Genomic DNA, 12,439 nt, shown 5'->3' on the forward strand with positions numbered 1-12,439 from the left:
CGCCTGCTGTTGTCGTCCTGCTCGGGGCAGGTGCCCCGTCCGGTGGCCGCGACCGCCGGGCTTCGTGGCGAACCGGCCGTTCCCTCGCGCGGGCGGCGATCCCGTCGTGAGCCGGGAAGAACGTCCCCACAACGAGGGGGTTCCGCCCGTCAGGTCGGAATGCGCAGGCCGCGCTCCGCGGCGACGGTGCGGGCCCGGTCGTAGCCGGCGTCGGCGTGGCGCAGCACCCCGGTGCCGGGGTCGTTGGTGAGCACCCGCTCCAGCTTGGCCGCGGCCAGTTCGGTGCCGTCGGCGACCGTGACCTGCCCGGCGTGCAGCGACCGCCCCATGCCGACTCCCCCGCCCTGGTGCACCGACACCCAGGTGGCCCCGGAGGAGGTGTTGACCAGCGCGTTGAGCAGCGGCCAGTCCGCCACCGCGTCGGAACCGTCGGCCATCCCCTCGGTCTCCCGGTACGGCGAGGCGACCGAGCCGCTGTCGAGGTGGTCGCGCCCCAGCACCAGCGGCGCCGACACCTCGCCGGAGGCGACGAGCTCGTTGAACCGCAGGCCCGCGCGGTGCCGTTCGCCGTAGCCGAGCCAGCAGATCCGCGACGGCAGCCCTTGGAAGGACACCTTCTCCCCTGCCATCCGGATCCAGCGGGCCAGGTGCTCGTCCTCGCCGAACTCCTCGAGGATCGCCCGGTCGGTCACCGCGATGTCCTTCGGGTCGCCCGACAGCGCCGCCCACCGGAACGGTCCTTTGCCCTCGCAGAACAGCGGGCGCAGGTAGGCGGGCACGAAGCCCGGGTAGTCGAAGGCCCGCGCGTAGCCCGCTTCGGCGGCCTCGCCGCGCAGCGAGTTGCCGTAGTCGAAGACTTCGGCGCCGGCGTCGAGGAATCCGACCATGGCTTCGACGTGCTCGGCGATGGAGTCGCGGGCGCGCGCGGTGAACTCGTCGGGCTTCTTGTCCGCGTAGTCCGCCCAGTCCTCGACGTCCACGCCGCGCGGCAGGTACGACAGCGGGTCGTGCGCGGAGGTCTGGTCGGTGACGATGTCGGCGGGCAGGCCGCGGCGCAGCAGTTCGGGCAGCACTTCGCAGGCGTTGCCGATGACGCCGATCGACACGGCCCGCCGCTGCTGCTTCGCCGCGACGGCCTGTTCGATCGCCTCGTCGAGGTTCTCGGCGAGCACGTCGAGGTAGCCGTGGCGCACGCGCCGCCGCGCCCGCTCCGGGTCGCACTCGACGACGAGCGCGGCACCTTCGTTCATGGTCACCGCCAGCGGCTGGGCGCCGCCCATGCCGCCGAGCCCGGCGGTCAGCGTCAGGGTGCCCGCGAGGGTCCCGCCGAAGCGCTTCGCGGCGACGGCGCCGAACGTCTCGTAGGTGCCCTGCAGGATGCCCTGGGTGCCGATGTAGATCCACGATCCGGCGGTCATCTGCCCGTACATCATGAGTCCGAGCGCGTCGAGCTTGCGGTATTCGGGCCAGCTCGCCCAGTTGCCCACCAGGTTCGAGTTCGCCAGCAGCACTCGCGGCGCCCACTCGTGGGTGCGCAGCACGCCGACGGGTTTGCCGGACTGCACCAGCAACGTCTCGTCCTCGGCGAGGGCGGTCAGTTCGGCGACGATGGCGTCGTAGCTGGCCCAGTTGCGGGCGGCGCGGCCGGTGCCGCCGTAGACGACGAGGTCTTCGGGCCGCTCGGCGACCTCCGGGTCGAGGTTGTTCTGCAGCATCCGCAGCGGGGCCTCGGTGCTCCAGGAACGTGCGGTCAACGTGGTGCCGCGCGCGGCGCGCACGGGACGGGCTCCGGCACTCATGACTGGCCTCCCAGGTGGTCTTGCACGGTGGAGTTCACGGCACCGGAGCGCAGCAGCGCCTCGGTTTCGGCGATCTGCGGCGCCAGGTGGGCGTCGGGGCCCGGTCCGGCGACGCGGGTGCGCAGCAGGTCCCGCACCGCGCCGGTGGCGGGCGCGGGCGTGAGCGGGGCGCGCAGGTCGAGGGCGCGGGCCGCGGTGAGCAGTTCCACCGCGAGCACGGTGCGCAGCCCGTCCACGGCGCGGCGCAGCTTGCGGGCCGCCGCCCAGCCCATCGACACGTGGTCCTCCTGCATCGCGCTGGTGGGGATGGAGTCCACGGAGGCGGGCGCGGCGAGGCGCTTGAGCTCGGCGACGACCCCGGCCTGGGTGTAGTGCGCGATCATGTGCCCGGAGTCCACGCCGGGGTCGTCGGCGAGGAACGCGGGCAGCCCGTGCGAGCGCGCCACGTCGAGCATCCGGTCGGTGCGGCGCTCGGCCATGCTCGCCACGTCGGCCAGCGGGATCGCCAGGTAGTCCAGGGCGTGCGCCAGCGGTGCGCCGTGGAAGTTGCCGTTGGATTCGACGCGGCCGTCGTCGAGCACCACGGGGTTGTCGATGGCCGCGGCGAGTTCCCGTTCGGCCACCATCTCGGCGAACGCGACCGTGTCGCCCGCCGATCCGTGCACCTGCGGGGCGCAGCGCAGCGAGTACGCGTCCTGCACCCGGGTGCAGTCGGGGCCGCGGTGGCTGGCGACGATGCCGGATCCGGCCAGCAGCCGGTGGATCCGGGCCGCCGACCGTGCCTGGCCGGGGTGCGGGCGCAGCGCCTGCAGGTCGGCGGCGAAGACGCGGTCGGTGCCCAGCAGCGCTTCCACGCTCATCGCCGCGGTGAGGTCGGCGATCTCCAGCAGGCCGGTCAGGTCGTGCAGGGCCAGCACCAGCATGCCGAGCATGCCGTCGGTGCCGTTGGTCAGCGACAGCCCTTCCTTCTCGGCGAGCACGATCGGTTCGATGCCCGCGTCGGCGAGGGCTTGCGCGGCGGGGCGCGTCGAACCCGCCGGGTCGAGGACGTCGCCTTCACCGGTGAGGGCGAGCGCGACGGCGGCCAGCGGTGCCAGGTCGCCGGAGCAGCCCAGCGATCCGTATTCGTGCACGACGGGCACGATCCCGGCGTTGAGCATCGCGGCGAGCGCGCGGGCGGTGTCGAGGCGGGCGCCGGTGCGCCCGGTGGAGATCGTGCGCAGCCGCAGCAGCATCAGGGCGCGCACCACTTCGGGTTCGACGGCGGAGCCCGCGCCCGCCGCGTGCGAGCGCACGAACGACTGCTGCAGCGCCGCGCGCCGCTCCGCGGGGATGTGGCGCACCGCGAGCGCGCCGAATCCGGTGGAGACCCCGTAGGTGGGTTGTTCGGCGGCGGCGAGCGCGTCGATGTGCTTGCGGGTGGCGTCGATGTCGCGTTCGGTGGCCGCGTCCAGTTCCACCGTCGCCCCGCCGCGGGCGATGTCGACGACCTGCCGCCCCGTCAGCGCCCCCGACTCGATCTTGTGCACCTGAGCCTGTTGCATTCCTCCATGCCACACGTGCGCGGCGCGGCGCAGAAGCCCGGTTAGAGTGGTTCTGTCTGAGATACCAGACAGCGGGGTGCGGCATGGGAGACAGCAGCGAGGTACCCGCGCTGCGGCGCGGGCTGGCGATCTTGACGGCGATGGGCGGCCGGGCCGGACCGGTGTCGGCGGCGACCTTGGCCCGCGAGCTGGACCTGCCGCGTTCGACGACCTACCACCTGCTCGCGGAGCTCACCGCCGCCGGTTTCGCGGTGCGGCTGCCCGAGGAGCGCCGGTACGCGCTGGGCGTGGCGGCGTTCGAGCTCGGTTCCGCCTACCTGCGCCACGATCCGCTGGAGCGCCTCGCGGGCCCGGTGCTGCGCAGGCTCGTCGACGAGGTGGATTGCACGGCGCACCTCGGCGTGCTGCACGGCGGCGAACTGCTGTACCTGATCAAGGAACGTCCGTCGCGTCCGCAGACGCTGGTCACCGACGTCGGGGTGCGGCTGCCCGCGCACCTGACCGCGTCGGGGCGGGCGATGCTGGCGCACCTGCCCGCCGCGCAGGTGCGCGCGTCGTTCCCGGCCGGGTTCGCGCGCCGCACGGGGCGCGGCCCGCGCACGTTGCCGGAACTGCGGCGCACCCTGGCCGCGGAGCGCCGCCTGGGCTGGGCGGTGGAGGACGGGCACGTGACCGGCGAGTTCGCCTCGGTGGCCTGCCCCGTGTTCGGCCCGGACCAGTGGCCGTCGGCGGCGATCAGCCTCACGTTCCGCCACGTGTGCGAGCCGGGCGGCCGTGCGGACTGCGGTTCGACCTGGCCGCACCTGGCCGCGGAGGTGCGCCGGGCCGCCGACGATCTGAGCGGTCGAATCGGCGGGCGCCGCTGAATTCGCCGGTCGAATCACGAACTCGCGGTGTCACCGGCGCCCGTCGTCCGGGAAGGGCGCGCGCAGCGATGTGCCCGGCCCCCTTCGAAAAGGGGGACCGGGCACTTCTTTCCCGCGGCGGAAAGTTCGGGCTGTCAGCCCTCGTTGCCGACACCGGTCTCGGAGTCGGAGTCACCACCGTTGCCACCGTCGGCGGCGGTGCACGTGCCCTCACCCAGAATGCCGATGCCGCAGAGCAGGTTGAGGCCGGTGCCCCCGGAACCGCCGGAACCGCCGTCACCGGACTCGCTGGTGATCGACGGCTTGTCGTCGTCTCCGCCGGCGAACGCCGCGGTGGATCCGGCGCCGAGCAGGGCCACGGCGACGGCGGTCGCACCAAGGAGGCGAGTAGAAGTGCGCATGCGAGTTTCCCCTCGTTGTTGCTGAATCGGATTCAACCGATTCCCGGCGAAGTCCGCGGAACGAACCTCTCGGTGATCGGCGAAAGAACCATCGCACCGATACCGGACTCCAGCAGCTCGGGTAGCGCTAAAGTGGGTTTCGAATGCCCCGTTGGTGCCATTTTCACGCTGCGTCGATCCGCGGCTCGATGACTGGGAGAAGACCGGGGAGTTCGCGATGACACCCCGACGCATTCCTGAATAATCCGAATTCATTCGCCGCTGATTCGTCGGCTCCACCTCGCCGATCTCCCTCCCGTGAAATGGATGCGCACAGCGATGTGCCCGGCCCCCTCCAGGAAGGGGGCCGGGCACTTCTTTCCCGCGGCGGAAAGTTCGGGCTGTCAGCCCTCGGTGTTGCCGACGCCGGTCTCGGAGTCGGAGTCGCCACCGCTGCCGCCGTTGGCTGCGTCGCACGAGCCCGAGCCCAGAACGCCGATGCCGCAGATCAGGTTGAGGCCGATGCCGCCACTGCCACCGTTGCCGCCGTCGCCGGACTCGCTGGTGATCTCCGGGTCGTCGTGCCCGCCGGCGAACGCCGCGGTGGATCCGGCGCCGAGCAGGGCCACGGCGGCGACGGTCGCACCAAGGAGGCGAGTAGAAGTACGCATGCGAGTTTCCCCTCGTTGTTGCTGAATCGGATTCAACCGATTCCCGGCGAAGTCCGCGGAACGAACCTCTCGGTGATCGGCCAGAAAACCATCGCACCGATCCGCCACTACAGCAGCTCCAGTAGCGCCAAAGTGGGTCGCGAATGACCCCTTGGTTGCACGTGTCACGCTGCGTGGACCGGTTGCTCGCACGATGCGGCGACAGCGGGCGCTCCCGAAAGGGAATCAGATTTCCCGCACCGAAGAATCCGATCTTCGAATGCACCGGTGGCCGCGCCCTCGCGGGACGCGGCCACCGGTGCGGCTCGACCGAGCGGGATCACAGGCCCGCTTCGGCGATGAACTCCCTCGCGACGTCGGTCGGGTTGGCCTTGTCGACCTCCAGGCGCCGGTTGAGCTCGGTGAGCTTCTCCGTTGTCAACGCCCGCGACGCCCGGTTCACGACGTCGGTCTGCGCCGGGGTGAGCTTGCCTTCGCCCGCCAGCGGCACCACGTGCTGCGCCGGGAACATGTCCTGCGGGTCGTCCAACTGCACCAGGTCGTTCGTGCTGATCTGCGAGGACGTGGTGAACAGGTTCGCGACCTGCACGGTGTCGCCGGTCAGCGCGTCCACCGTGACGGTGCCCGCTTCGAGGTTGCGGATCTCGCGGAACTCGCAGCCGTAGACCTCGGCGATGCGCTTCTCCCAGCGGGTCTTCCACTCGGCGGGGGCGCCGAGCACGAACTCGCCGCAGCGCGGCCCGAGGTCGGTCAGCGAGCGGATCCCGGTGCCCGCGGTCGCCTTCGTCACCGTGAGCACGTCGGAGTCCTCCGCCGGGGCCTGCTCCAGCACGTCGAGCCCCGGCGGCAGCTTCTGCTCCAGCGCGGCGTAGACCTGTTGCGACTCCGTCGCCGGGTCCTGCTCGTCGACGTACTGCAGCAGGTTCCCGGTGTAGTCCGGGATGAGCGAGAGCTCGCCTTGGGCGACCGCGTTGACGTAGGTCTCCCGCGAGCCGATGCGCGGTTTGGTCTCCACCTCGGCTCCGGTGCCGCGCAGCGCCTCGGCGTAGATGTTCATGATCAGTTCGCTCTCGGTGAAGTCGGCGGAGCCGACCACCAGCGATCCATCCGTGCCGTCCCCCGCTTGGAACGGGTCTCCGCCGCAGCCGGTCAGTCCGGCCAACGCCAAGCCGGCCAAGGCCAGCGCACCCCATCGCTTCACGGCAGTTCTCTTTTCCATCTCAGTGACGAGTTCCGGGCTTCACGCGCCGCCCGCGGCGGCCGCCGGGCGCCCCACCCGGATGCCCCGCGGAGTGAGGATCCGCGACAGCCTGCTCAGCAGCGCGTCGAGCAGCACGGCGAGCAGCGCGATGAACAGCGCCGCCGCGAGGGTCTGGCCGTAGGAGTACGTCTTGATGCCTTCGAGCAGGATGCTGCCCAGCCCGCCGAGGCCCACGTACGCGGCGACGGAGGCGGTGGCGACCACCTGCAGCATCGCGGTGCGCACCCCGCCGAACAGCAGCGGCGCCGCGTTCGGCAGTTCCACCTGCCACAGCTGCTGCAGCGGCGTCATGCCCATGCCCTTCGCCGCGTCGCGCACGTCCTTCGGCACGCTCTGCACGCCCGCGTAAGCACCGGAGAGCACGGCGGGGATCGCCAGGATCACCAGGCCGGCGAGGGTGGGCGCTTCGCCGATGCCCGCGAGCAGCACGAACAGCGTCACCAGGCCCAGCGTCGGCAGCGCGCGCATCGAGTTGCTCAGCACGACGACCGTGGCGCCGCCGCGCCCGGTGTGCCCGATCCACAGCCCGATGGGCATCGCGATGATCGAGGCGACCAGCACCGAGAGCACGCAGTAGTACAGGTGCCACAGGGTCTGCACGAGCAGGCCGGTGGAGGAGAACCAGTTGTCCGGGTCGGACAGCCAGCCCAGCAGCTCCGTGATGATCATGTCAGCGTCCCCCCCGAGGTCGCCCGCTGCCACGGGGTGCACAGCCTGCGCAGCGCCACGATCAGCAGGTCGCCCGCCATCGCCAGCAGCAGTGTCAGCACCACCCCGATGAGGATCGGGGTCAGGTAGTCGCGCTGGAACCCGTCGGTGAACAACCGGCCCAGCCCGCCGATGCCGATGAGCGCACCGACGCTGACGAGGCTCACGTTGCTGACCGAGGCGACGCGCAGCGAGGTGCTCAGCACCGGCAGCGCCAGCGGCACTTCGACGGCGAAGAACCGGCGCCGCGACCGGTATCCGAGCGCGGTGGCGGCGGTGACGATGTGCTCGGGCACCGAGTCGAGCCCTTCCATCACCGGGCGGGCCAGCAGCGCCGCGTTGTAGATCGTCAGGGCGATGACCACGTTGATCGACGCCGTCGCACCGGTACCGATCAGCGCCGGGATGATCACGAACAGGGCCAGCGACGGGATGGTGTAGAGGATGTTCGCCGAGCCCAGCAGCACTCCCCGCACCTTCGGCACCCGCTGCGCGAACCGTCCCGCGGGAACGGCGAGCAGCGCGCCCAGCACCAGCGGCACCAGCGCCAGGTAGATGTGCTGACCCAGCGACTCCAGCACCACTTCGCGGTTGCTGGGGCTGGAGAAGTAGTGCGTGAGCTCGTCGATCACGGCCGCTCCCCGCGGCCGCCCTCGATGACGTCGAGCACGTGCCGCGCGCCGACGACGCCGACGTAGCCGCCGTGCTCGTCGACGACGACGCCGAGTCCCGACGGCGCCGACAGCGCCGCGTCGAGCGCCCCGCGCAGCGCCGTGCCCCGCGTGTACAGCGACCCGCCCGCGACCAGGCCGTCTTCGGTGACGGGTCCGTCGGGCGCGGCACCGGGCGGCAGCCAGCCGCGCGGCCTGCGGTCGCCGTCGAGCACCAGCACCCAGCCGGTGGCGGTGCTGCGTTCGCCGAGCGCGATCGTGTCGACCTCGCCGGGTTCGATGCCGTCGCTGTCCACGAAGGACAGCCGCCGGTAGCCGCGGTCGCGGCCGATGAACGAGGTGACGAAGTCGTCGGCGGGGCGGGCGAGCAGCTCGTCCGGGGCCGCGTACTGCGCGACGTGCCCGCCGGTGCGCAGCACCGCGACCTTCTCGCCCAGCTTCACCGCTTCGTCGATGTCGTGGGTGACGAACAGGACGGTCTTGCCGAGTTCGCCTTGCAACCGCAGCAGTTCGTCCTGCAGCCCTTCGCGCACCACCGGGTCGACGGCGCTGAACGGTTCGTCCATCAGCAGCACCGGCGGGTCCGCGGCCAGCGCCCGCGCCACGCCGACGCGCTGCTGCTGACCACCGGAGAGCTGCGCCGGGTAGCGGTCGGCGAGCGTCGCGGGCAGCCCCACCAGGTCCAGCAGTTCCTGCGCGCGCCGCCGCGTGTCGCGGCGGGAGGCGCGGTACAGCCGGGGCACGGTGGCGATGTTGTCGACCACGGTGCGGTGCGGGAACAGCCCGGCCTGCTGGATGACGTAGCCGATGCCGCGGCGCAGCAGCGCCGGGTCGGCTTCGCGCACGTCGCGGCCGTCCACGAGCACGGTGCCTGCGCTCGGGTCGATCATGCGGTTGACCATGCGCAGCAAGGTGGTCTTGCCGCAGCCGGAGGGCCCGACGAGCACGGTGATCGTGCCCGCCTCGACCTTCAGGTCCACGTCGTCGACGGCCACCGCGCCACCAGGGTATTCCTTGCGCACGGACCGGAACTCGATCAACCGAGCCCCCTCGGATCACCGACAGTCACTTGCCGACCGCCGCAAACCTGGCCGACCCTAACCCGAACGCCGGAATCTTGCGATGATCCGCAACGCCTGCGTGATCTTTTTACCCGTACTCAACAGCAAGATCCCACGATCCGGGAGCACCCCTTCCCCACCCGAACACCCCGACCGACGAAGCCGAGCAGGGGCGCGAAGCCGTACTTCAGGCGCCAAAGCAAGCCCGCTCGACGACCGAAGGCCGTGCCTGGCGGCGTAGCCGTGCCTAGGGCGGCGAAGCAAGCCCGCCTTGCGGCGAAGCCGTGCCTGTATGTGCGAAGCACATAGCCCACGTCCAAAAGGTGACGACCCGCGGGTTCTCAGTGGCTTCCTCGCGAGGACAGCTTTTTCCCTCGTGGCGGAGCCACTTGGGAAAAAGATCCCGCAGCGAGGAAGGCACTGAGGTTCCGCCACCCGACCCCCAAAGCAAAAAGAGCCCGGCACCCTCACCGATCGTTAAGCAGCGGAAGTGGTCCGGTTTCCAGCAGCGCGCGGAATTCGCGTGACGGCATGGGCCGGGAGAACAGCCAGCCCTGGTAGGCGTCAACGCCCACTCCGGAGAGCACGTGGAACTGGGTCGCGGTCTCGACGCCTTCCGCCACGCACAACCGGCCCATGGCGCGCGCCATGCCGACCACGGCCTGCGCCACCGCGAAGTCCGACGGATCGCCGCCGACGCCGGCCACGAACCTCCGGTCCACCTTGATGATCTGCGCGGGCAGGTCCTTGAGCCGGGCCAGCGACGAGTACCCGGTGCCGAAGTCGTCGACGGCGAACCGCACGCCGCGCGCCACCAGTTCTCCCATCGCCTGCCTGGTGCGTGAGGGCAGGTCGACCAGCGCTGTCTCGACGAGTTCCAGGATCACCCGGTTCCAGTCGAGCCCGCATTCGGCGACGGTGTCGGCGACGACGTCGACGAAGTCGGCGCCGCCCGGCACCAGACCGGCGAGGTTCACCGCGATGCCCACTTGGCGCCCGTTCGGGGTCGGCCACGTCGACGCTTCCCGCAGCGCGGTGCGCAGCACCCAGCGGTCCAGTTCGCGCAGCAGGTCGCCCTGCTCGGCGACCGGCAGGAACGCGTCGGGGCTCAGCAGCCCGCGGTCGGGGTGCGGCCAGCGCACCAGGGCTTCGGCGGTGAGCACCGTGCCGTCGGAGGCGACCACGGGCTGGTAGTGCAGGGTCAGGCCGTCGTTGTTCAACGCTTCCCGCAGCTGCCCCTCCAGGTGCAGCTGCCGGTCGGCGGACGCCATGAGCGCGGGGCTGGCCAACGACACCTTGCCCGCGCCGCGCCGCTTCGCCTCGAACATCGCGGCGTCGGCGAACCGCAGCAGGTCCTCCCCGCCGGAGCCGCCGCCGCTGGGCACCGCGGCCCCGATCGACGCCGACACGCGGATCAGCTGGCCGTGCACCGGCACCGCCGTGCGCAGCAGGCCCGCGACCCGCGTGGCGAGCGAGTCGAGCCCGCCGACGGCGCTGATGTCGGAGCAGATGATGAGGAATTCGTCGCCGGACAACCGGGCCGCCGTGCACCCTTCGGGCAGGCCGCCTTCCAGTCTTCGGGCAAGCGCGACCAGCAGTTCGTCGCCCGCGTCGTGGCCCAGTGAATCGTTTACCCGCTTGAAGTTGTCGATGTCGCAGAACAGCACCGCGACCCCCGCGGAGTCGGCGCGGCCGAGCAGCTGCCCCAGCAGCTGCTTCACCGCAGCGCGGTTCGGCAGCCCGGTGAGGTCGTCGTGGGTGGCCTGGTAGCGCAGCGCTTCCGCGGCGCGGCGGCGTTCGGTGATGTCCTGGAACACCACCAGCCAGAACCGGGTGCCGTCGTCCTGCACGGACAGCGCCACGTGCAGCTCGCAGTACACCGGTTCGCCGTCGGAGCGGATCAGCAGCCGCTGCGGCACCTTCCGGCGTCCCGAGCGCGACGAGGCGCTCTCGTCGGAGGCCGCGCGCAGCCCCGAATCCCGCTCGTCGGGGTGCGTCATCTGCCGGGCGCTCATGCCGCGCAACTGCTCCAGCCGGTAGCCGAGCAGGTCGCAGAGCGCGTCGTTGGCGTCCACCAGGTGCTCGTCCTGGTCGAACAGGCCGATGCCGACGGGGGTGACCGCCACCAGGTCGGTGAACCGCTGCGAGGACCGCTCCATCCGGGTCAGCGCGGTGCGCTGCTCGGTGACGTCCTGCGCGGTGCCCACCAGCACCAGCCTGCCGTCGGGGTCGCGGATCGCCGCGCCGTGCGCGCGCAGGGTGCGCACGGCGCCGTCGCGCCGGATGAAGCGGTGTTCGATCTCGACCGGCTCGAACCGCCGCGCGAGTCCTCGCCACGCTTGATCGACCCGGGTGCGGTCCTCGGGGTGCACGCCCTCGATGTAGCCGTCGTAGGTCGTGGGATCTCCGGGCAGGTGCCCGCAGATCTCGCGCATCATCTCGGACAGCTGGGTGGCGCCGGTCGTGGCGTCCCATTCCCAGGTGCCGAGGCGGGCGGCGCGCTGCGCGTCGTGCAGCTTGCGGCGCTCGTCGCGCAACTGCCGCTCCAGCAGCCGCTGCTCGGTGACGTCCTGCACGGTGCCTTCGATGCGTTCGATGCGGTCGGCGGCGTCGCGTTCGACGCGCCCGGTGCACAGGAAGACCCGGTCGGTGTGGTCGTGCAGTTCGACCTCGACCAGCTTGCCCACCGGCGCGGAGCGCAGCCGCACCCCGAAGTCGTCGGCTTTCGGCTGGTCGTCCGGGCGCACCGCCACGACCATGTTCACGCCGTCGAAGACGTCCTCGGTGCCGCTGGCGTAGAAGAGCTCCTTGAGCACCGGGCTGTGGTACATCTGCCCGGTCTCCGGGTAGACGCTCCAGCTGCCGACCTTCGCGATGCGCTGCGCGTCGATCAGCCGGGCGCGTTCGTCGACGACCTCCACGCCGACCCGGCTCCCGTTGTCCGGCAGCAGGTCGCGCACGTCGGTCAGCACGGTCACGCGCAGCGCGTCATCGTTCGGGTGCGGCCAGGTCAGCACCCGCACCGCCACGTCCTCGGCGCCGCGCAGCCGGGACACCGGCCCGTCGCGGACCACGAGTTCCGCGAGCCGCGCGCCGAGCAGGTCGGCCGCGTCGACGACCCCTGCCATCCGGATCGCCTGCTCGGTGACCTGCACGATCGTGCCGTCCGCTGAGCTCAGGATCGCGGGGGCGTCCGGTAATTCGGCGATCTCGTCGATCGTGCCCGCGTCACCGGCTCCTGCCGCGTCCACCGCTTTTCGCGCCCTGGAAGCGGACGTCCCGTCGTACCGATCGGTCACCAGCACCCCTCCTGCGTAGCGGCCACGTTTGCCGGGCACACGACCGAAGACCGACCATCCCGCACGTGATCGGCACCACAGCGAGTTCCGGTCCTGACCTTACCGGCAGCGGCTCGGATGCGAACCGCTGGTGGGCCTTCGGTCGAAGCCACCCGCACGTGTGACGGCGCGCACCGGCC

10 protein-coding genes are annotated in these 12,439 nt (G+C 71.5%); 1 reads left to right on the plus strand and 9 read right to left on the minus strand.

Annotation, left to right across the window (positions count from 1 at the left end):
* Positions 1–149 precede the first annotated feature (149 nt).
* Both hutU and hutH read right to left on the minus strand, forming a co-directional pair.
* Positions 150–1,799 (minus strand): urocanate hydratase, encoded by a 1,650-nt coding sequence (gene hutU, locus ACWD38_RS21205; protein ID WP_184482224.1) that lies wholly within the window; start codon positions 1,797–1,799, stop codon positions 150–152.
* A complete protein-coding gene (gene hutH / locus ACWD38_RS21210; RefSeq protein WP_450124738.1) occupies positions 1,796–3,343 on the minus strand; it encodes a histidine ammonia-lyase in 1,548 nt (515 codons plus the stop codon). Before hutH ends, hutU begins: the two co-directional genes overlap by 4 nt.
* A gap of 83 nt (positions 3,344–3,426) precedes the next feature.
* On the opposite strand from hutH, the gene ACWD38_RS21215 reads away from it, so the two are divergent.
* A complete protein-coding gene (locus tag ACWD38_RS21215; RefSeq protein WP_184482228.1) occupies positions 3,427–4,209 on the plus strand; it encodes an IclR family transcriptional regulator in 783 nt (260 codons plus the stop codon).
* A gap of 134 nt (positions 4,210–4,343) precedes the next feature.
* Here the strand turns inward: ACWD38_RS21215 and ACWD38_RS21220 are convergent, their stop codons facing one another.
* From ACWD38_RS21220 to ACWD38_RS21250, 7 genes are all read right to left on the minus strand, one after another.
* A complete protein-coding gene (locus ACWD38_RS21220) occupies positions 4,344–4,610 on the minus strand; it encodes a hypothetical protein (protein ID WP_184482230.1) in 267 nt (88 codons plus the stop codon).
* Positions 4,611–4,993: 383 nt separating this feature from the next.
* The gene (locus tag ACWD38_RS21225) at positions 4,994–5,260 is read right to left on the minus strand and encodes a hypothetical protein (RefSeq protein WP_184482232.1); all 267 of its coding nucleotides are present in this window, start codon (positions 5,258–5,260) and stop codon (positions 4,994–4,996) included.
* A gap of 319 nt (positions 5,261–5,579) precedes the next feature.
* Positions 5,580–6,461, minus strand: a complete 882-nt coding sequence (locus ACWD38_RS21230) for an ABC transporter substrate-binding protein (RefSeq protein WP_343071568.1) — start codon at positions 6,459–6,461, stop codon at positions 5,580–5,582.
* Between the two features lie 39 nt (positions 6,462–6,500).
* The gene (locus ACWD38_RS21235) at positions 6,501–7,190 is read right to left on the minus strand and encodes an ABC transporter permease (RefSeq protein WP_184482236.1); all 690 of its coding nucleotides are present in this window, start codon (positions 7,188–7,190) and stop codon (positions 6,501–6,503) included.
* A complete protein-coding gene (locus ACWD38_RS21240; protein ID WP_450124739.1) occupies positions 7,187–7,861 on the minus strand; it encodes an ABC transporter permease in 675 nt (224 codons plus the stop codon). The genes ACWD38_RS21235 and ACWD38_RS21240 overlap by 4 nt, the downstream gene beginning before the upstream one ends.
* Positions 7,858–8,940, minus strand: a complete 1,083-nt coding sequence (locus ACWD38_RS21245; RefSeq protein ID WP_184482238.1) for an ABC transporter ATP-binding protein — start codon at positions 8,938–8,940, stop codon at positions 7,858–7,860. The genes ACWD38_RS21240 and ACWD38_RS21245 overlap by 4 nt, the downstream gene beginning before the upstream one ends.
* Before the next feature lie 488 nt (positions 8,941–9,428).
* The gene (locus ACWD38_RS21250; RefSeq protein ID WP_450124740.1) at positions 9,429–12,266 is read right to left on the minus strand and encodes a sensor domain-containing protein; all 2,838 of its coding nucleotides are present in this window, start codon (positions 12,264–12,266) and stop codon (positions 9,429–9,431) included.
* Positions 12,267–12,439 lie beyond the last annotated feature (173 nt).

The sequence above is a fragment of the Saccharopolyspora sp. NPDC002578 genome, assembly GCF_053592695.1.

Excerpts from the sequence above, each read along its gene's own strand:
- hutU (WP_184482224.1), bottom strand. The coding sequence starts at position 1,799 with ATGAGTGCCGGAGCCCGTCCCGTGCGCGCCGCGCGCGGCACCACGTTG.
- hutH (WP_450124738.1), bottom strand. The coding sequence starts at position 3,343 with ATGCAACAGGCTCAGGTGCACAAGATCGAGTCGGGGGCGCTGACGGGG.
- ACWD38_RS21215 (WP_184482228.1), top strand. The coding sequence starts at position 3,427 with ATGGGAGACAGCAGCGAGGTACCCGCGCTGCGGCGCGGGCTGGCGATC.
- ACWD38_RS21220 (WP_184482230.1), bottom strand. The coding sequence starts at position 4,610 with ATGCGCACTTCTACTCGCCTCCTTGGTGCGACCGCCGTCGCCGTGGCC.
- ACWD38_RS21225 (WP_184482232.1), bottom strand. The coding sequence starts at position 5,260 with ATGCGTACTTCTACTCGCCTCCTTGGTGCGACCGTCGCCGCCGTGGCC.
- ACWD38_RS21235 (WP_184482236.1), bottom strand. The coding sequence starts at position 7,190 with ATGATCATCACGGAGCTGCTGGGCTGGCTGTCCGACCCGGACAACTGG.